Raw genomic sequence first — 17471 nt, 5'->3', positions numbered from 1 at the left:
CACGTGCGAGGCTGTTCGGGCCGTGAGGCGCGTGTCCGACCCCACCGGCAGAACCCGACCGACAGCGCAGCAGGAGGGATGCCGATGCGGGACGGCGAGGTCATCACCGTGGTGCGGCGCAAGCTCGAACACCGCTTCGCCATCGCCTGCGTGATCGGCACAGCCGCGGGAACCCTGTGGCTCGCGGTCAACCCGCCTGAGGGCGTCGGCTTCTCCTACATGGCCCAGGCGACGCTCGTCCTGTCGCTGGCGTGCTGGGGCATGTGGCTCGCCGCGGGCCAGTCCCGGGTGGTCGTGCGCAGCACCGGCCTGGAGGTCGTCAACATGGCCCTCCGCCACCGCATCCCCTGGGCGGCGGTGATCGCCGTCGTCGCCAAGGAAGACGTGCTGATCCACGTGCGCGGCTCGGCGAACGTGCGCCCCGCCGCCGCCGGGTGGTCGATCGCGGGGAACCTCCGGGGCAACCCGCAGCAGCGCTTGCTGGCGAGGGAGATCGAGGCGGCGCAGCGGGCGGGCGACCCGACCGACCTCGCGGTCACGAGGTCGGTCGAGTTGACGCCGCTGCCGTTCCTGGCGCTCTACGCCGCCGCCCTTCTCGTGTGCTGGTTCTCCACCTGATCAGCCCAGGTCGCGGCGCAGCAGGTCGCTGATCGTCTCCCGGCGGACCCGCAGGTCCGTTTGCCCGTCGCGCACCGACACGACCGCCGCGCGAGGCGTCATGTTGTAGTTGCTGGCCATCGCGTAGTGGTAGGCGCCGGTGGCGGGGACGGCGAGGACGTCGCCGGGGTGCACGTCCTGCGGCAGGGCGACGTCCTCGGCGATGAGGTCCCCGGCCTCGCAGTGGCGGCCCACGACCGCGGTCGGGACGCGGCGGGCGCCGCTGGCGCGGCCGATGAGCCGGGGCGCGTAGCGGGCGCCGTACAGGGAAGGCCGGGGGTTGTCGCTCATGCCGCCGTCGACCGCGACGAACCCGGGTTTCACCGCCACCACCCGGTACAGGGTGAGGCCCGCGTTGGCGATGACCGCGCGACCCGGTTCGATCAGCAGGTTCGGCACGGGCAGGCGCCGGGCGGCGCACTCCTGGCGCAGGGCGATGCGCACCCGGTTGGCCAGGCCGGTGATGTCGAAGGTGGATTCACCCGGTCGGTACGGTGCCGCGAAGCCGCCGCCCAGGTCCAGGGTGGTGAGCGGGCCGGGGAACAGCGACACCATCCGGCGCACCGCCTCCTCGTACGCCGCGACCCTGCCCACCTGGGAACCGATGTGGCAGTGCAGGCCGACCAGGCGCAGGTTCGGGTGCGCGGCGATCCGGTCGACCACCGCGGGCAGCGCTTCCGGGGCCACACCGAACTTCTGGCCGCTGACCCCGGTGGTGATCGCGCGGTGCGTCCGCGCGTCCACGCCGGGGATGACCCGGATGAGGACTTCCTGCCCGGCCGGGCACAGCGCCCCGAGCGTGTCGACCTCGGCGGGGGAGTCCACCACGATCCGGCGGACGCCGTGCGCCAGGGCGGCCTTGAGGTCGTCGTCGGTCTTGGCGTTGCCGTGCAGCAGCACCCGCGCGCCGGGCACCCCCGCCGCCCTGGCCACCTCGACCTCCCCGGCCGAGCACACGTCCAGCGACAGGCCCTCCTCCGCCATCCACCGGTAGACCGCGCGGACCGGGGACGACTTGCCCGCGAACAGCACTTCCGCCTCGGGCAGCGCGGCCCGGAACTCCCGGGCCCGGGCCCGGGCGTGCGGCTCGTCCAAGACGTGGCACGGGGTGCCGAACCGGGCCGCCACCCCGCTCATCGACACCCCGCCGACCAGCAGGTCCCCGTCGGGGCCGACCCGGGTGCCCTCGGGCCACAACCCGCCGCGCGGCAGCGGGTCCAGCGCGCCCAGGCTGGGCAGTATTTCCGCCAGTGTCACCGTGTTCCCTCCTCCGTGTGCCTGCCGACAGCACACGCCCGCGACCCGTCCCCCGGCGACTGTCGCAATGCGACCTTGACGCCGGGGCGGCTCATCTTGTCGCGTTCCTGACGGTGGGGTGACCCGGACGACACGGGGGTGAAACCCCAGGCGGGAAATCATGGGTTGCACGCGTGTGACACATCACACCGGCACTGCACCCTTCCCGTCCGTGGCCGTCTTTCTTCATGTCAGCACTTCCGGGCAAGAAATCACCACACGGAGAGGAAGGCAGAGTTCATGGACCGCACCGGACTCATCCGCACCGCCACCATCACCGGCTTCGCCGCCGCACTGGGCCTGGCCACCGTCGTCCCGGCCGGGGCCGCCCCGCTCGCGGACCCGGTCACCACGGTCGCCGACCTGGACGGCGACGGGGAGATCGAAAGCGTCAACGCCCAGTTGACCGGCGATCACGAGCAGGTCATCTGGGCGACGGTGGACGGGGTCCGCGCCTCGATCACCCTCCCCGCCGACAGCACGGCCCCCTTCGAGGCCCCGCGCGTGGCCGACCTCAACGGCGACGGCCGGGCCGAACTGGTCGTCACCCGGTCCGTCGGCGCCAACACCACCCACTTCACCGCCGTGCACTTCGACGGCCACGCCCTGAGCCAGGTCGTCGGCGACGACAACCAGCCCTTCTCCTTCGCCGAGGGCGGCGGCATCGCCACCCACCTGGGCTACCGCTGCACCGCCGACGACGAGGCCCGCACCTTCGACACCGTCGCCGCCGAGGCCGACGACCTCGGCGCCCCGGCCGACCGGCTCACCTACTCCGGCACCCGCACCGCCCACACCCTCCGCGACGGCGCGCTGACCACGCGGGACACGGTCGAGTTCACCGGTCGTCCCCGGACGGACCCGGTGCTCGCCGTCGACCCCGCGACCTGCGCCTGACCCGGTCGACCGGTTGTGCGACCGGGTCCCCGGACCCGGTCGCACGCGGTCGTGCCCGGCCCGCCCACCTCGGCGTTCCCCTCCTCAGAGGTCGAGGTCGAACAACGAGGCCGCGTTGCGCGTCGTGAACAGCGCGCGCTCGTCGTCGGGGAAGAGGTCGAGGAACGCCGAGATCTCCGTGCGGGTCGGCTGCTGGAACGGGTAGTCGGTGGAGAAGATCAACCGGTCCGGCGTCGTCACGGTCTGGACGTGGTGCAGCAGGGCGGGGTTGAGCATGCCCGACGCGGTCAGGTGCACGTTCGTGCGCACGCAGTCCGACACCGTCCGATCCAGGCCCGCGACGCGCGACAGGCTGTCGGCGCGGTCGAGCCAGAACGGCAGCAGTTCGCCCCAGTGGCCCAGCACGATCCGCAGGTCGGGGTGCCGGTCGAACATGCCGCGCAGGATCAGCCGCAGGGCGGCGAGCCCGGCGTCGACGTGCCAGCCCCAGCCGAAGGTGGCGAGGGCGAGGTCGGTGGTGGCGTCGAACCCCCGGTAGGCCGCGTCGCGCTGTGCCGGTGAGGGGAGTTGGGGGTGGATGAACACCGGTTGCCGCAGGCGTTCGGCGGTGGCGAGGAACGGTTCGTAGACCGGGTCGTCGAGCAGCAGGTCGCCGGAGCGGCCGTAGACCATCGTGCCGACGTGCCCGAGGTCGGCGGCGCGTTCGAGTTCGGCCGCCACGGCCTCCGGTGCCGACATCGGCAGTGTGGACAGTGCGCGCAGCCGGGTCGGGTTGCGCCGCACGGCTTCGGCGGCGGCGTCGTTGGCGGCCCGGCTCAGCCGCACGGCGTCGTGGGCGGGCAGCGCCTGGGTGCCGGGTGGTGTCAGCGCGATGATCGAGACGTCGATGCCCTGGGCGTCCATGGTGGCGATGCGCCCGGCGTCGAGGTCGGCGAGGCGCTGGGCGGTGTCGCCGCGCTCGTTGAAGGCCAGGCTGTCGTCGCGCCCGGCCAGCGCCGCCGCCAGCTCCGGCGGCATCCAGTGCTCCTCGATCGCGATCAGCGGGTTCACCACGCCACCACCTCACCGCGGTAGTCGAGGAACCGCAGCCCCCCGTGCCCGCGCTGGGAGTCCACAACGGACACCAGTCGCGGGATGCTCTCCCGCACGGTGAGGACGGCGTCGGGTCCGCCGAGTTCAGTCCGCACCCAGCCGGGCGCCAGGAGCAGCAGGGTGCGCGGGTCGTCGCGGTGGCGTGCCGCGTAGCTGCGCATCAACTGGTTGAGCGCCGACTTGCTGGCCCGGTAGACCTCGAAGCCGCCGCGCTCGTTGTTGGCGACGCTGCCCTGCCCGGAGGACATGACGGCAATGGTCCCGTCGGCGGGAACGAGGTCGCCCAGTGCCTCGACCACGCGCAACGGGCTCAGCGCGTTGGTGAGCATCAGCCGGGTGAACACCTCGGTGCTCACGTCGGCGCTGGTCTCCTCGCGCGCGTTCGTCACGCCCGCGTTGACGAACAGCAGGTCGAAGGTCCGGTCCGCCAAGCGCTCGCGCAGTGCTCCCACCTGCCCCTCGTCGGTGATGTCCACGTGCTCGATCTCCAGCCGCCCGTCCGCGCCGTCGCGCAGGTCGTGCAGCGCGGTGCGCCCGTCGCCCCGGACGGTGGCGACGACCCGCGACCCGCGCTCGAGGTATTCGGCGGCGATCGCCAGGCCCAGACCGCGCGAGGCGCCGATCAGCAGGACCTCGGTGTGCTTGTCAGCCATGAAGAGCCCCTTTCGCTCATGCTCTGTTGAGCGAAACTACCAGACTCGCTCAACGCTTGTAGAGTGAGCGCTGTGAACGAACCCACGACCCGCGCGGCCAAGCGGGCCGCCACCGCCGAGCGCATCCGCAAAGCCGCCCAGGCCGAGTTCGGCGAGCGCGGCCTGGAGGCGACGACGGTGCGCGCCATCGCGCAGCGCGCCGGGGTCGACCCGTCACTGGTCATCCAGCACTACGGGTCCAAGGCCGCCCTGTTCGCGGTGGCGATCGAACTCGACGACGGGGCGGTCGACGACATCGAGCAGCACCTGTTCGACGTGCTCGACGTCCGCCTCGACGAGCCGCCCCCCGAGACCCGCGCCCTGGTGCGGTCCATGCTCACCGCACCGGAGGCCACGGCGGCGATGAAGGCGTTCCTGGACGAGCGGACCCGCAACCTCGCGCGCGCCAGTGACGCCCCCGACGCCGAGTTGCGCGCCGGTCTCGCCGTCGCGGGCATCCTCGGCCTGACGGTCGCGCGGCACTTCCTCAAGCTGGACGCGTTGACCCGCATCTCCGCGGAGGACATCCGGGCGGTCGTGCGCCCCTGGCTGGTGGAGACCTTGAAGGTCGACGGGGACGGGCCCACCGCGCCCTGAGGGCGTCGGCCCACCGTTGCCACCTCCGCGGATCGACTCCTAGGGCGTCGCGTCGGTCAGGCGAGTGTCGATCGACGGCGGTTCGTGCGAACACGAACACCGGGGGAACCTCACCTGCCGCCTCGCCCGATCGCGGACGCGAAGCCGTGCTCGATGAGGTCGAAGGATTCCTCGACCGCGGCAGTCGGGTCCTGGGCGTCCCGGGCCAGGGAGTGGACGTCCAGGGCGAAGCGGGCGAGTGCCCGGCAGGCGATGGCGGACGCGGGCGCCTGGGGGTCGGCGGCGATGGCGGCGACGAGGGCTTGTTCGTGCCGCGCCCGCATGTGGGCGGCGTAGCCGCGCAGCGCGGCCGAACTCTCGACGAGGGCCCAGAACGTGGTGGACTTCGGTGTCCGGAACCACTGGGCCGAGTGCAGGGCTTGGGCGCGCAGCGCGTCGAGCAGCGACTGGTCGGCGCTCCGGTTCACCACGGCGCCGACCAGTTGTTCTTCGTGGGTCTCATCCTCGTCGAAGACCAACGCCTCCTTCGACGAGAAGTGCGCGAACACGGTGGTCACGGCGACGTCCGCCTCCCGGGCCACGTCGCGCAGGCCCACCTCGTCGTACCCGTGTTCCGCGAACAGGCGCAGCGCGACCTCCGCGATGTGGCTCCGCGTCGCCGCCTTCTTGCGCTCACGGCGCCCCACCTGCGAGTCCATCGAACCAGAGTAACAACACTAACGTGTTATGAAAAACTAACGTGTTAGTGTTACGTTGGGGGCACGACCGCCACTGTCGAAGTTCTCGTCGTGGGAGCAGGCCCGACCGGCCTGATCGCCGCGGCCACCCTGGCTCGCCGAGGTGTGCGGGTGCGCCTGGTCGAAGCCCGATCCCGACCGCAGGTCGGGAGCCGCGGCAAGGGCGTGCAGCCGCGCACGCTCGAACTCCTGGACGGCTTCGGGGTGGCAGGGCGCTTGCTCGCCGCGGGCCGGTCGCGCCTGGTGATCCGCCGCGTGGACCCCGACGGCACCGTGCACGAGCACGACATGGGCAAGGGGGCCGACCAGGCGCCGACCACACCGTTCGCCCGCTCGATGGTCCTGCCGCAGTGGCGGCTGGAGGAAACCCTGCGCGCCCTGCTCGCGGGATACGGCGTCAGCGTCGAGTTCGGCACACGCCTGACCGGGATGCGGCCCGGCGAGGACGGCGTCACCGTCGAACTCTCCTCCGGCGAGCACCTGCGCGCCGACTGGCTCATCGGCGCGGATGGCGGGTCCAGCACCGTCCGCAAGCTCGCGGGGGTGTCGTTCCTCGGCGTGACCCGCGAAGAACAGCAGATGCTGCTCGGGGACTTCCGACTCGACGGCGTCGACCGCGACTGGTGGCACGCCCGGCACCGCTCCGGCGGTCAACGCCTGTCGCTGGTGCCGCTGCCCGCGACCGACTCGTTCGTGCTCCAAGCCGAGATCAACGAGAGCGACGGCGACGTCGAGCCGACCCTCGCCACCTTCCAGGCGCTCGTCGACGACGCGTGCGGCCCGGGAGTCGTGACCCTCCGCGAAGCTCTCTGGACGTCGCGGTGGCGCTACAACGAGCGGATGGTGGACCGCTTCCGCGTCGGGCGCGTCCTGCTCGCCGGAGACGCGGCCCACGTCCACGCGCCTGCCGGGGCGCAGGGCATGAACACCGGCGTCCACGACGGGATCAACCTCGGCTGGAAGCTGGCCTCGGTCCTGCGGGGCGCACCCGAACTCCTGCTGGACACCTACGAACAAGAGCGGCTGCCGGTGGCGGCGGCGGTTCTGGGCCTGTCCAGGGAACTGTTGACGCGCTTCGCGCAGTTCGAGGTGTCCGACTCCGACGCGATGTCCGGCCTGGGGATCACCTACCGCGGCGGCCCGCTCAGCCCCGCCTGGAACGGCGCGGGTCCGCACCCGGGTGACCGCAGCCCCGACGCCACCTGCGCCCGGCCCGACGGACGCCCGGTGCGGTTGTTCGAGTTGCAGCGCGGCGGCGACTGGACGCTCTACCGGTTCGGCGGCGGCCCACTGCCCGACATCGCCGGGGTCAACGCCCACTCGATCGGCACCGACCTGCTCGACCCGCACGCGGCGGCACGCTCGGCGTACCAGGCGCGCGACGGTGAGTTCGTCCTGGTCCGCCCGGACGGCCACATCGGACACCGCACGGAGGACGCAGCCACTGTCACCGCGTACCTGGCCGCCTTCTGCGGAAAAGCCGACCCCATCCGCACTGTCACGTAGGATGGTTGGCGCCTTCTGCGACTGCGGCTTGTTCCGGCCCCGTACGGGGTGCGTGGCCAGGTCGGCCAGGTCGGTGATCTCGCCGGGCTTCAGCGCGGTTGCCCGGTGATCAGGAACGACACGGCGGCATCCCGGGTGGTCGGGTCGTTGAAGAAGGCGGTGTGGCCGTCCCCGTCTACGCGGCGTTGTCCGCATCGGTGGGGAAGGCGGAGAGGTCACCGGTGAAGGCCGCCCGCCGGATGGGGGCGAGCGGGGCATCACCCGGTCGGTGGTGCCCCGCCCGCCGTGCGGGGGCTAGCGGGTGAGCAGGTCGGTGGTCACGGCGCGCAGGAGGGCGCGGGTGTCGATGCCGTGGAGTTGGTCGTGGTTCTTGCTGTCGCGGATGCCGTGGCCGTGGTGGGCCAGTTCGACGCAGGTGTTGTTGGTCGTGCTCGCCGTGCGCCAGCGAGTCGCATCCGAGCCGTGCGGGGTGTTCATCGGTCTCCGTTCAGTGCCAGGTCATCGCCGAGCTTGGCGATGATTTCCAGTGATTGGTCCGGTGTATGGGCTCGCCGAGTGATCTCCTCGACTGCGGATTGGTACGCGCTGACATCTGGCGTGCGCCACAGCGAGGAAGAAGCGGCGAAGTGCTCCAGGTGCACGATCGGCGGTGCGGTGGCGAACTCCAGCAGGATGAAGATCCCGGCGAGGTGGCGCGAGTAACCGGGCGCTGCGGACGGCACCACCTGGATCGTCACGTTCGGCAGGTGCGCCAAGGTGATGAGGTGTTGCAACTGCTCTGCCATGACCGCGCGGGAACCGATCGGCCGGACCAAGGCGGTGTCATCGATCAGGGCGCAGAACTCCAGTGGGTTGTCACGGGTCAGGATGCGCTGCCTGTCCATCCGGAGGCGGATCTTGGTCTCCGACTCAGGCTCGCTGCCGAGGACCGCACGGGCATAGGCTTCGGTCTGCAACAGGCCGGGCAGGAGGGCGAGGCTGACCTCGGTGACGCGGCGGGCGGATTGCTCCATGTCCACAAACTTGGCCAACTGCGGGCCGATGGTGGGGGAGCCCGCGACCAGTTCCCCCGGCGAGGCGGCCTGCTGGCGCAGTCCGAGCAGGCGGTCCCGCTCGTCGGCCTCGACCCCCAGCACGGTCAGCACCATGGTCAGGTCGTCGACGGCGGGCAGGCGGGAGCCCTGCTCCCAGAACGACAGCTTCGTGTCGGAGAACCCGACGACGTCCGCCAGGGAGCGCAGCGTGTGATCGGCCGCCGTGCGGAGTCGCTTCAGGTCGGCGCCCAGCTCGCGGGCCGCCGCGGTCGTGCTTTCAGACATGTAAGCAGCCTAGGCCCTGGCTGATGCAGGCCGACCATGCCCTGATCGGGTGGTTCCCATTGCTTACGTGAGCACATTGTGCTTACGTAAGTCACCTCCCGTACGGGAGGTGGGACACCCGACCCGCGCGGTCGCGCCGGTGTCCGCCGCCGGGCACGAACCCACCGAGGAACAGCACCATGTCCACAGTGAACACAACCAGCCGACCGCAGGACAACGACCTCTCCCGGGCCAAGACCCTGCGCGGCCTGCTGCTCGCGCGTGAACTCGACGAAGCCCGGCGGGCGCGCGGGTTCAGCACCCGGGACCTCGCCCAGGCCATGTCGATGTCCCCGGCGATGGTCAACCGGGTCATGACGGGCCGCCGGGTGCCGACCGCCCTGGAGATCGGTGGGCTGTGCGCGGTGCTGGACGTCCCCGCCGCCCGCCGCCCCGTGCTCTACGAGCGGCGGGCCACCGCCGACCGCACCGAGTGGATCATCCACCCCGGCGGCGGCCGGACCATCGTGCACGACGTCGAGGCCATCGCCGACGCCATCACCTGGTTCGCTTCCGACCTGATCCCCCGACCGCTGCGCACCGCCGCCTACGACCGCGCCGTCGAGCAGTCGGCCGACCCGCGGCCCGGGCACCAAGCCGCGCTGCGGATCAGCCGGTTCCTCCTGCACCCCCGGGTGCTGCGCCACCCCGCCCTCACCGGCGAAGTCCTGCGCGACCAACTCCACCACCTGCTGGACGACCACCTGCCGAGAATCCGCCTGCTCCCAGGCTCCACCGCTCCGCACCCCGGCTTCCGGGTCCTGACCACCGGCCACTTCCCGCCGATCGTCCACATCGAACAGCTCGGCACCGACCTCCTGCTGGAGAACCCCACCGCCACCGCCCGGCACGCCGAGTTCCTGCGCCACCTCGACGCCACCGCCCTCACCACCCCCGCGACCCGGGACACTCTGCGCCACCTGCTCGCGGCCGGGGGCGCTTGAGCCGGTGGGCGGACGCGGAGTGCTCGGAGGCGGTGATCCGCAGCACCGGTCAACGCCTCCGCCGGGTCGGGAAGAGGCGTGGGCAAGGCGGTGAACACAGGGTGAATTCCGTTGGGGATGAACCCCGTTGCGTCTTTCAGAGGTACCTCCCCGACGCGCCTGGTGATCGACTGGCTCCCGGCGGCGGCAGGTCGCCGGGAGGATCGGACGAGGGGAAGACGATGGGGCGCGAGAAGCGGTTCGCGGGCATGCTGGTCGCCACCCTGGCCGCCGGGTTCTCGGTCCTGCTGGGCGGTTCCGCCGACGCGGCCGGGACCACGAGCCTGCACGGCACCCAGGCGTGCTGGGTGCCGTCCGGGTACACCTACTCGCGCGTTTCCTGGTCGACCAGGTGCGGCACCTCGCAGTACGCCACCGAGTTCACGCTCTCGGACTACACGAACCTCGACATCAGCAACTCGACCGTGTGCTGGGTCCCGCCGAACTTCGCCATCGCCCGCATGACGAACACGACCGCCTGCGGCACCTCGCAGTACGTCGCGGAGTTCACCGTGCTCGACCCGGTCCGCCGCAACCTGACCGGGGTCTGGTCGTGCAACGTGCCCCCCGGCTACACCTACTCGGCCACCACGAACACCACCAACTGCTCGACGAACTCCCTCCAGACCTACTTCCTCCTCCAGAAGTACTGACCAACCCCGCTCAGGCCGCCGCCTCGACCCGCTCGGCCAGTTCCACGATGAGCCCCTCGGGCCCGCCGACGTAGCAGAGGCGGAAGGTGTTCTCGTGGTCGACGACGTCGCCGACCGTGCCCCACCCCTTGTCCCGCAACCGTTCGACAACACCGTCGAGGTCGTCGACGACGCAGGCGACGTGCCGCAAGCCCAGGCGGTTGGCCTGCGGGCCCTGCGCGGGCGCCGGGTCGACCGGCCGGTGGAACTTGGTCAGCTCCAGCCACCCGCCGCCGTCCGGGGCGTTGACGGGCACCATGTCCGCCCGGACCCCGTCGAGGCCGACGATCCGGTCCACCCACCCGCCCTCGACGCGCATCGGGTCGCCGCGCTCGAACCCGAGGTCGACGAAGAACCCCGCGACCAGGTCCAGGTCGTCCACGACGACGCCGACGTGGTCGAACCGCCGCACGCCGCTCATCCGACGCCCACCGCCTGGCGGTCGGGGGCGATGACCGCGACGACGCGGTCTTCGTCGCGCGAGTACGGCTGACCGGTGTACTTGGTGGCGATCCGGTCGATGATCGCCCAGGCCGCGTCGCCGTCGAGCCAGGTGGTGACGCGGCCGCGGACGGTGATGGGTTCGTAGGGGTTGTCCGGGGTGGTCAGGGACAGCGCCACCCGGGGGTCGCGGCGCAGGTTGCGGGCCTTGCGGGAGTCCGGGCCGGTGAAGAAGACGACGTGGTCGTCGTGGGTGCCGATCCAGAGCGGGGTGGTGTGCGGCGATCCGTCGGGCAGGACGGTGGCCAGGTGGGCCAGCGAGGTGCCGTCGAGGGCTCGGCGCACGGCGGGGGTCAGCATCGGGGGTTCTCCTTCGGGGTTCCTTGAGAAGACTCCGTTACCGTAGCAGTCGGAGTTCCCTCAGGGAACCCTGAACGTTAGACTGCTCCCATGCAACGGACGGACTTCAGCGGGATGGCCTGCTCGATCGCGCGGACGCTCGACGTCATCGGGGAGCCGTGGTCCCCCTTGATCCTGCGCGACGTCTGGGTCGGCCTCTCCCGGTTCGAGCAACTCCAGGCCGACCTCGGCATCTCCCGCAAGGTGCTGACCGAACGGCTCAACCACCTCGTCGACCGCGGCGTCCTCGAACGCCGCCCCTACGACCGGCGGCCGCGGTACGAGTACGTCCTCACCGACAAGGGGACCGAACTCGTCGACGTGCTCATGGTGATGGTCGGCTGGGGCGACAGGTGGCTCGCGGGCCAGGCGGGCCCGCCGGTCCTCTACCGCCACCACGCCTGCGGGCAGGTCGCCGCCGTCGACCTGCGGTGCGCGCACTGCGGCCTGCCGATGCACGCGGGCGACATCGACCTGCTCCCCGGTCCGGGCGCGGCCCGGCCGTAGGCGGTGGACCGGCTCCGCCCGCTCAACCCGCGCCCCGGCCGCGCCGCGCGGGTCGGGCCGGGCGCCGGAAAAGTTCCGGCGGTTATCGGAATGGAAGCGGAATCCCACTGTTTCACCTGGACGGTGTGATCCACAACACTTCACCGTGCCGATTCCAGGGAAGATCGTCATCATTCGGTTGAACCCGGCCGAAATTCCCTTGGAAGGCCCTTTGTCATGCCGTGCAACGCATCCGTGCGCGTCGCCGCTTCACCCGGTGGGGCGGTGACAGTGTTGGAATGCGATTCCGTCACTCCGGGCGCAATTCCCGGGAAAGCTTTATCGAGCGCTTTCCCGGGCCAACCGCGTCGAGCAACGGAATGTGTGGCATGTGCGTTCACCTGATAAACCTGACCGTCGGGTACGACGACCACGTCCTCTTCAGCGGGGTCACCGCCCACGCCAGGGCGGGCGCGGTCACGGTCGTCCTCGGGCCCGCGGGCGTGGGCAAGTCGACCCTGCTGCGCACGCTGGCGGGCGGCAGCCCCGCCCTCGCCGGGCGCGTGTGCCTCGACGGCGCCGACCTGGACGCGCTCGCCCCGGCCGAACGCTCCCGCCTGGTCGCCCTGCTGCCCGGCGACGAGGTCCCCGCCTGCCCCGGCCTGCTGCTGCTGGACCAGTCGGACCCCGCCCTCGACGGCCCGGCCCGGGCCCGCCTCACCGCCCGCCTGCGCGAGCTGGCCGCCCGGCACGACGCCGCAGTGGTGGTCGGCACCCGTGACCCCGACCTGGCCGTGGCCGCGGGCGACACGCTGTGGCTGCTGACCCCCGACGGCCTCGTGCGCACCGGCACCCCCGCCCGCCTCACCGAGGCGGGGCACATCGCCGCCGCCTTCGCGCCCGGCGCCGGGGCGCGCCGGGCGGACCCGGGGCGGGTGCGGGCGGCGGTGACCGACGCGGCCACCCGGTGCCGCTACGTCAGCGATACCGACACCGACACCGGGGACGGCGTCGCGCTGCGGGCGCTGCTGGCCGACCGGGCGCTGCTCGCCGCGCACGTCGACGAGGTCGCCGGGGAGCTGGGGGTGCGCGAGACCCGGGTGGCGGCGTCGCTGCTGCACTACCGGCTGGTGGCCGGGGTGTGGTCGCTGGCGCTGGCCGCGCCGGGGCTGGTGCCCGACCTGGACCGGCTGCGGGTGCGGCTGGACCCGACCACCACCCTGCGGTTGAGCCTGCCCGACCCCAGCGGCTGGACGGCCGCCGACCCGGTCCCGCTGCTGACCCGCGTCGTCGTCGACGACCTGCTGCGGCCCCTGCACGACGCCCTGCACGCCACGACCCGGATCGCGCGGGGGTTGCTGTGGGGCAACGCCGCCTCGTCGCTGGCCTCCGCGCTGCGGGCCGTGCCGAACGCCCCCGCCGAGCGGTTGACCGCGATCCCCGAGCTGGCGGCGGCGCTGGCCGAGGACGGGAGGCGGCGTAGCTGCTGCCTGCACTACCGCACCCCGGCCGCCACCGCGTGCAGCGGTTGCGTGGTCAAGCCAGCGACAACCCCAGGAACGCCGCCCCCAGCCCGAGGGTGAGGCTGACGGCGGCGTTGCCGACCGCCGCCACCCACCGGCCGCCCTGGAGCAGCCGGAACGTCTCGAAGCCGAACGTGGAGTAGGTGGTCAGCGCGCCGCAGAACCCGGTGCCCAGCAACGCCATCAGCGGTGTCGACACCGGCAGGCCCACCAGGAAACCCAGGACCAGGCTGCCCACCACGTTGACCACGAGCGTCCCGAGCGGGAACCGCCCCCCGCTCCGGCGCTGCACGGCCTGGTCGACCAGGTACCGCAGCGGCGCCCCGACCGCCGCCCCCAGGGCCACCAGCAGCGCGGTCACCGGAGCACCTTCGCCGCCGCGGCCCAGCCCAGCGCCACCGCGGGCACGGCGGCGAAGAGGGTGCCGAACAGGTAGAGCAGCGCGGTCGGCGGCGGCAGGTGCACCGTGTCGACCACGGCGGTGGAGAAGGTCGTGTAGCCGCCGAGGAACCCGACCCCGAGGAACGGGCGCAGCAGCGGGCTGTGCGGGCCGGTGCGGGTGATCACCGCCATCAGCGCGCCGATCAGCAGGCACCCGCTCACGTTGACCAGCCAGGTGGCCCAGGGCGCCGGGAGCAGCGTGCCCAGCCCGTACCGGGCCAGGGCGCCGAGCACCCCGCCCGCCGAGACGGCCGCCAGGACGGCGGCGTTGATGCGCATGGCTGCCTCTTACCAGTTCCGAGACCGCGCGGGTGGTTCAGGGGGTGAGGACCACGGTGCCGATCGTCCGGCGGGCCTCCAGGAGCCGGTGGGCGGTCGCCGCCTCGGCCAGGGGCACGGGCGGGGCGGTGATCGGGTTGAGCAGCCCCAGGACACCCAGGCGCATGGCCTCGGTGCGCAGACCCATGGCGCGGGCCGGTTCGTGGGCCACCCGGGGGCCGAAACCGGTGACCGTCAGGCCGTGCACGAGGACGTCCGCGGCGGTGAACCCGGGGGAGTTCGACGCCGCCGTGCCGTGCACGACCGCGCGGCCGGTGCCCGGGGCCAGCAGGCCCATCGCGGTCGCGCTGAGGTGCCCGCCGACGCCGTCGAAGAGCAGGGCCACCGGGCTGACCAGGGCCCGGACCCGGTCCGCCCAGTCCGGGCGCGAGTAGTCGACGACGTGGTCGGCGCCCAGGGCCGCCGCGGTCGCGCACTTCTCCGGCCCGCCCGCCGCCCCCACCACGACCGCGCCCGCCCGCTTCGCCAACTGCACCACCAGCCCGCCGACGCCCCCGGCCGCCGCCAGCACCAGCACCACCTCACCGGCGGCGGGCAGCCCGGTCTCCATCAGCCCGACCGCCATCGCCCCGTGCCCGTTGAGCGCCACCGCCCGCTCGACGCCCACCCCCGGCGGCAGCCGCACCAGCGACGCCACCGGCACCGCCGCCAGCTCCGCGTACCCGCCGCCGCACAGGCCCGCCACCACCCGGGTGCCGATGAGCCCGGGGTCCGCCGCCGCGACCACCGCGCCCGCCACCTGGAACCCCGGGCTCCACGGCAGACCGGGCATCGGGAACCACCGCGTCGCGGCCGACCCCGCCCGCAGTTGCGCGTCCAAGTAGGACGTCCCCGCCGCCTCGACCCGGACCAGCACCTCGTCCGCCGCGGGCACCGGGTCCGCCACGTCCTCCAGCCGCAGCACCCCCGGGTCGCCGAACTCGTGGAACCGCACTGCCCGCACTCCGGTGCCTCCTCGATCCCCTGGTGCCGGGGTCCGCTCCGGGCGCTCCCGACCCGGGGGGAATCCCCGCCCGCCCGGCCACGCTACCGGCGCTACCGTGGGCCCATGGCCGACACCCGCGGGCGCCTGATCGACGGTGCCATCGAGACGATCCGCGCGCACGGCTTCGCCGGGACCTCGGCCCGCACCATCGCCGCCACCGCGGGGGTCAACCAGGCGCTGGTCTTCTACCACTTCGGCACCGTGCACGACCTGCTGCGGGCCGCCTGCCTGGCCAACACCGAGGCCAGGGTCGCCCGGTTCGCCGACCGGATCGCCGCCGTGGCCGACCTGCGCGGCCTGCTCGCCCTGGGCCTGGCCCTGCACGCGGAGGAGCGCGCGGCGGGCAACGTGGCGGTGCTGGCGCAACTGCTCGCGGGCGCGCAGACCGACCCGTCCCTGGCCGAGGCGACCGCGGCGGCGCTGCGGCTGTGGATCGACCCGATCGAGGCGGCGCTGGTGCGGCTGCTGGCCGACTCGCCCGCGGCGGAGGTCCTCGACACGGCCGGGCTGGCCAGGGCGGTGAGCGCGGCCTTCATCGGCCTGGAGCTGTACGAGGGCGTCGACCCCGGCGGCGCCGCGGCCGCCCTGGACGCCCTGGACCGGCTGGCCGTCCTGGTCGAGGTCGTCGACGACCTGGGGCCGGTGGCCCGGCGGGCGCTGCGGGGCAGGCTGCGCAGGGTCTCGCGCTGATCCGGCCCGCGGTTGTCACGCTCCTGCCAGGTCCCGCGCGGCGAGGTGTCAACCGGGGGCGAACCCGCTCGCGCGATGCGGGAAAACACCGCCGGACCAAGCACGAAATGACAACTTTCCTTGGCGCACAACGATTGCGGCGCGGTATCGGGGGTGCAACACTTCGATGACCAACCAGTGCGGCGACCCGGAGGTCGGAGAAGGCATGGGTGCGAGGTTCCGCTCCAAGTGGCCGTGGGCAGCGGCCGTGGTGTCCTGCGTGGCGGCGGGCGTGGTCGCCGTCGGGGTGCCGGGTGCCGACGCGGCGCAGGCGGCCGGGGAGCCGACCGTCACCAGGATCGCCCCCGGGGCGGGCGGCGGGCACCCGCTCAGCGGAGCCGAGGGGATCGTCGACCTCGACCGGCTCGGGTACACCGAGGACGAGTACCTGATGTCCGGCACCGCCACCACCTACGACCAGTCGGGGCTGTGGACCGACGACGGCCGGTGGAACACCAAGGTCACCGGGACCGGGACCGCCTACACCACCCGGCTCCTCGTCGAGCGGCCCAGCGACCCGGCGAAGTTCAACGGCACCGTCGTCGTCGAGTGGCTCAACGTCAGCTTCGGCGTGGACATCCCCGTCGACCTGTCCCAGTCCTACGAGCACTTCGCCCGCGAGGGCTACGCCTACATCGGCGTCACCGCCCAGAAGCGCGGCGCGGACAAGCTGACCCAGCTCGACCCCGACCGCTACGCCGGGGTGGACCTGCCCAACGACACCATCTCCTACGACGTGCTGTCGCAGGCGGCCCGCGCGGTCCGGGCGAACCCGTCGATCATCGGCGGCGGCACCCCGCGCACGGTCCTGGCCTCCGGGCACTCGCAGTCCGCGGGCAGGCTCGTCACCTACGCCAACGCCATCCAGCCCAAGGACGACGTGTTCGACGGCATCATGGTCCACGGGCGCAGCGGCGGCGCCGCGGCCATCGCGGGCGGCCTCCCGCCGATCTCGGCGAAGATCCGTGCCGACCTGAACGTCCCGGTCTTCGTCCTCCAGTCCGAGACCGACGTCCCGCTGTCGTCCTCGGCCCGGCAGAACACCGACCGGGTGCGCACCTGGGAGGTGGCGGGCACCGCCCACGCCGACCAGTACGGGCTGGACACCTACAACCCGGTCAACGCCCGCGACAAGGCGATCAACGACGGTGCCGCGACGTACTGCGACACCCCGATCAACTCGATGACCTTCCGCTACGCCGAGAACGCCGCCTTCTCCCACCTGGAGTCCTGGGCACAGGGCGGGCCGCCGCCGCCCAGCGCCCAGCCGATCGACGCCTGGTTCGGCACCCTCATCCAGCGCGACAAGGACGGCAACGCCCTCGGCGGCGTGCGCCTGCCCGACCTGGTGACCCCGGTCGCCGCGTACGGCCCCAACAACAGCGGCGGCAACGTCACCGGCGCCTGCCTGCTGCTGGGCACCACCAAGCCGTTCACCGCCGACCGCCTCAAGCAGCTCTACCCCACCCACGAGGCGTACGTCACCAAGTTCACCGACGCGGCCGACGTGGCCGTCCGGTTCGGCTTCCTCCTCCCCGAGGACCGCGCGGAGGCAGTCGCCCGCGCCCAGGCCGCCGCCATCCCCTGATCGGGAGCCCCGGCCGAAGGTCCTCCATCCCCG

The 17471-nt window shown here is 72.7% G+C and carries 20 protein-coding genes and 1 pseudogene; 10 read left to right on the top strand and 11 right to left on the bottom strand.

What is annotated here, in order from left to right; translation table 11 throughout:
- Nucleotides 1-84: 84 nt before the first annotated feature.
- Nucleotides 85-618 carry a PH domain-containing protein gene (locus UO65_RS21455; RefSeq protein WP_161784492.1) on the top strand — a complete coding sequence of 178 codons (534 nt, stop codon included), beginning with the start codon at nt 85-87 and terminating at the stop codon, nt 616-618.
- Here the strand turns inward: UO65_RS21455 and lysA are convergent, their stop codons facing one another.
- The gene (gene lysA / locus UO65_RS21450; protein ID WP_035285528.1) at nt 619-1914 is read right to left on the bottom strand and encodes a diaminopimelate decarboxylase; all 1296 of its coding nucleotides are present in this window, start codon (nt 1912-1914) and stop codon (nt 619-621) included.
- A gap of 279 nt (nt 1915-2193) precedes the next feature.
- On the opposite strand from lysA, the gene UO65_RS21445 reads away from it, so the two are divergent.
- Nucleotides 2194-2850 (top strand): hypothetical protein, encoded by a 657-nt coding sequence (locus UO65_RS21445; RefSeq protein ID WP_035285525.1) that lies wholly within the window; start codon nt 2194-2196, stop codon nt 2848-2850.
- A gap of 84 nt (nt 2851-2934) precedes the next feature.
- Here the strand turns inward: UO65_RS21445 and UO65_RS21440 are convergent, their stop codons facing one another.
- Nucleotides 2935-3900, bottom strand: coding sequence for an amidohydrolase family protein (locus tag UO65_RS21440; protein ID WP_233427783.1), 966 nt, complete (start codon nt 3898-3900; stop codon nt 2935-2937).
- Nucleotides 3897-4595, bottom strand: coding sequence for an SDR family NAD(P)-dependent oxidoreductase (locus UO65_RS21435; RefSeq protein WP_035285522.1), 699 nt, complete (start codon nt 4593-4595; stop codon nt 3897-3899). The genes UO65_RS21440 and UO65_RS21435 overlap by 4 nt, the downstream gene beginning before the upstream one ends.
- 72 nt (nt 4596-4667) lie before the next feature.
- Between UO65_RS21435 and UO65_RS21430 the strand changes: the two genes are divergently transcribed.
- Nucleotides 4668-5231 carry a TetR/AcrR family transcriptional regulator gene (locus UO65_RS21430; protein ID WP_035285519.1) on the top strand — a complete coding sequence of 188 codons (564 nt, stop codon included), beginning with the start codon at nt 4668-4670 and terminating at the stop codon, nt 5229-5231.
- A 110-nt stretch (nt 5232-5341) separates the two neighbouring features.
- On the opposite strand, the gene UO65_RS21425 is transcribed toward UO65_RS21430, so the two are convergent.
- Complete coding sequence (locus UO65_RS21425; protein WP_035285517.1) at nt 5342-5929, bottom strand: TetR/AcrR family transcriptional regulator; 588 nt, start codon at nt 5927-5929, stop codon at nt 5342-5344.
- Nucleotides 5930-6007: 78 nt separating this feature from the next.
- On the opposite strand from UO65_RS21425, the pseudogene UO65_RS21420 reads away from it, so the two are divergent.
- Nucleotides 6008-7474: pseudogene (locus UO65_RS21420) on the top strand (FAD-dependent monooxygenase); the annotation flags it as partial.
- Nucleotides 7475-7768: 294 nt separating this feature from the next.
- On the opposite strand, the gene UO65_RS21415 reads toward UO65_RS21420, so the two are convergent.
- Complete coding sequence (locus UO65_RS21415) at nt 7769-7951, bottom strand: DUF397 domain-containing protein (protein ID WP_035285513.1); 183 nt, start codon at nt 7949-7951, stop codon at nt 7769-7771.
- Entirely contained in the window at nt 7948-8793 is an 846-nt protein-coding gene (locus UO65_RS21410) for a helix-turn-helix domain-containing protein (RefSeq protein WP_035285510.1), read from the bottom strand. The genes UO65_RS21415 and UO65_RS21410 overlap by 4 nt, the downstream gene beginning before the upstream one ends.
- 188 nt (nt 8794-8981) lie before the next feature.
- On the opposite strand from UO65_RS21410, the gene UO65_RS21405 reads away from it, so the two are divergent.
- Together UO65_RS21405 and UO65_RS21400 are read left to right on the top strand one after the other, a co-directional pair.
- Entirely contained in the window at nt 8982-9776 is a 795-nt protein-coding gene (locus tag UO65_RS21405; protein WP_035285507.1) for a helix-turn-helix domain-containing protein, read from the top strand.
- A gap of 221 nt (nt 9777-9997) precedes the next feature.
- Nucleotides 9998-10468 (top strand): hypothetical protein, encoded by a 471-nt coding sequence (locus UO65_RS21400; RefSeq protein WP_035285505.1) that lies wholly within the window; start codon nt 9998-10000, stop codon nt 10466-10468.
- A 10-nt stretch (nt 10469-10478) separates the two neighbouring features.
- Here UO65_RS21400 and UO65_RS21395 read toward each other — a convergent pair whose 3' ends face one another.
- The gene (locus tag UO65_RS21395) at nt 10479-10928 is read right to left on the bottom strand and encodes a VOC family protein (protein ID WP_035285503.1); all 450 of its coding nucleotides are present in this window, start codon (nt 10926-10928) and stop codon (nt 10479-10481) included.
- Complete coding sequence (locus UO65_RS21390) at nt 10925-11308, bottom strand: PPOX class F420-dependent oxidoreductase (RefSeq protein WP_035285502.1); 384 nt, start codon at nt 11306-11308, stop codon at nt 10925-10927. The genes UO65_RS21395 and UO65_RS21390 overlap by 4 nt, the downstream gene beginning before the upstream one ends.
- 90 nt (nt 11309-11398) lie before the next feature.
- Between UO65_RS21390 and UO65_RS21385 the strand changes: the two genes are divergently transcribed.
- Both UO65_RS21385 and UO65_RS33520 read left to right on the top strand, forming a co-directional pair.
- Nucleotides 11399-11854, top strand: coding sequence for a winged helix-turn-helix transcriptional regulator (locus UO65_RS21385; protein ID WP_035285500.1), 456 nt, complete (start codon nt 11399-11401; stop codon nt 11852-11854).
- A 368-nt stretch (nt 11855-12222) separates the two neighbouring features.
- Nucleotides 12223-13416, top strand: a complete 1194-nt coding sequence (locus UO65_RS33520; RefSeq protein WP_052021478.1) for an ATP-binding cassette domain-containing protein — start codon at nt 12223-12225, stop codon at nt 13414-13416.
- Here the strand turns inward: UO65_RS33520 and crcB are convergent.
- From crcB to UO65_RS38705, 3 genes are read right to left on the bottom strand one after another with little or no spacing between them, the layout of a single operon-like run.
- Complete coding sequence (gene crcB / locus UO65_RS21375; RefSeq protein ID WP_035285499.1) at nt 13370-13717, bottom strand: fluoride efflux transporter CrcB; 348 nt, start codon at nt 13715-13717, stop codon at nt 13370-13372. The genes UO65_RS33520 and crcB overlap by 47 nt on opposite strands.
- Entirely contained in the window at nt 13714-14076 is a 363-nt protein-coding gene (locus UO65_RS21370; RefSeq protein WP_035285497.1) for a fluoride efflux transporter FluC, read from the bottom strand. Before UO65_RS21370 ends, crcB begins: the two co-directional genes overlap by 4 nt.
- Nucleotides 14077-14113: 37 nt before the next feature.
- A complete protein-coding gene (locus UO65_RS38705; protein WP_035285494.1) occupies nt 14114-15079 on the bottom strand; it encodes a zinc-binding dehydrogenase in 966 nt (321 codons plus the stop codon).
- Nucleotides 15080-15184: 105 nt separating this feature from the next.
- Here UO65_RS38705 and UO65_RS21360 point away from each other — a divergent pair, with 105 nt between their 5' ends.
- Together UO65_RS21360 and UO65_RS21355 are read left to right on the top strand one after the other, a co-directional pair.
- Nucleotides 15185-15811 (top strand): TetR/AcrR family transcriptional regulator, encoded by a 627-nt coding sequence (locus UO65_RS21360; protein ID WP_035285492.1) that lies wholly within the window; start codon nt 15185-15187, stop codon nt 15809-15811.
- Nucleotides 15812-16016: 205 nt separating this feature from the next.
- On the top strand, nt 16017-17438 hold the full coding sequence (locus UO65_RS21355; protein ID WP_233427782.1) for an alpha/beta hydrolase domain-containing protein: 1422 nt from the start codon (nt 16017-16019) through the stop codon (nt 17436-17438).
- Nucleotides 17439-17471 lie beyond the last annotated feature (33 nt).

The sequence above is a fragment of the Actinokineospora spheciospongiae genome (genome assembly GCF_000564855.1).
In the GTDB taxonomy this organism is placed as follows: domain Bacteria; phylum Actinomycetota; class Actinomycetes; order Mycobacteriales; family Pseudonocardiaceae; genus Actinokineospora; species Actinokineospora spheciospongiae.
This window is presented reverse-complemented; position numbering and strand designations above follow the sequence as displayed.

What these genes read in the sequence shown, in the direction of transcription:
- UO65_RS21455 (WP_161784492.1), top strand. Translation starts at nt 85, where the DNA reads ATGCGGGACGGCGAGGTCATCACCGTGGTGCGGCGCAAGCTCGAACAC.
- UO65_RS21445 (WP_035285525.1), top strand. Translation starts at nt 2,194, where the DNA reads ATGGACCGCACCGGACTCATCCGCACCGCCACCATCACCGGCTTCGCC.
- UO65_RS21435 (WP_035285522.1), bottom strand. Translation starts at nt 4,595, where the DNA reads ATGGCTGACAAGCACACCGAGGTCCTGCTGATCGGCGCCTCGCGCGGT.
- UO65_RS21425 (WP_035285517.1), bottom strand. Translation starts at nt 5,929, where the DNA reads ATGGACTCGCAGGTGGGGCGCCGTGAGCGCAAGAAGGCGGCGACGCGG.
- UO65_RS21415 (WP_035285513.1), bottom strand. Translation starts at nt 7,951, where the DNA reads ATGAACACCCCGCACGGCTCGGATGCGACTCGCTGGCGCACGGCGAGC.
- UO65_RS21410 (WP_035285510.1), bottom strand. Translation starts at nt 8,793, where the DNA reads ATGTCTGAAAGCACGACCGCGGCGGCCCGCGAGCTGGGCGCCGACCTG.
- UO65_RS21400 (WP_035285505.1), top strand. Translation starts at nt 9,998, where the DNA reads ATGGGGCGCGAGAAGCGGTTCGCGGGCATGCTGGTCGCCACCCTGGCC.
- UO65_RS21395 (WP_035285503.1), bottom strand. Translation starts at nt 10,928, where the DNA reads ATGAGCGGCGTGCGGCGGTTCGACCACGTCGGCGTCGTCGTGGACGAC.
- UO65_RS21390 (WP_035285502.1), bottom strand. Translation starts at nt 11,308, where the DNA reads ATGCTGACCCCCGCCGTGCGCCGAGCCCTCGACGGCACCTCGCTGGCC.
- UO65_RS21385 (WP_035285500.1), top strand. Translation starts at nt 11,399, where the DNA reads ATGCAACGGACGGACTTCAGCGGGATGGCCTGCTCGATCGCGCGGACG.
- UO65_RS33520 (WP_052021478.1), top strand. Translation starts at nt 12,223, where the DNA reads ATGTGCGTTCACCTGATAAACCTGACCGTCGGGTACGACGACCACGTC.
- UO65_RS21370 (WP_035285497.1), bottom strand. Translation starts at nt 14,076, where the DNA reads ATGCGCATCAACGCCGCCGTCCTGGCGGCCGTCTCGGCGGGCGGGGTG.
- UO65_RS21360 (WP_035285492.1), top strand. Translation starts at nt 15,185, where the DNA reads ATGGCCGACACCCGCGGGCGCCTGATCGACGGTGCCATCGAGACGATC.
- UO65_RS21355 (WP_233427782.1), top strand. Translation starts at nt 16,017, where the DNA reads ATGGGTGCGAGGTTCCGCTCCAAGTGGCCGTGGGCAGCGGCCGTGGTG.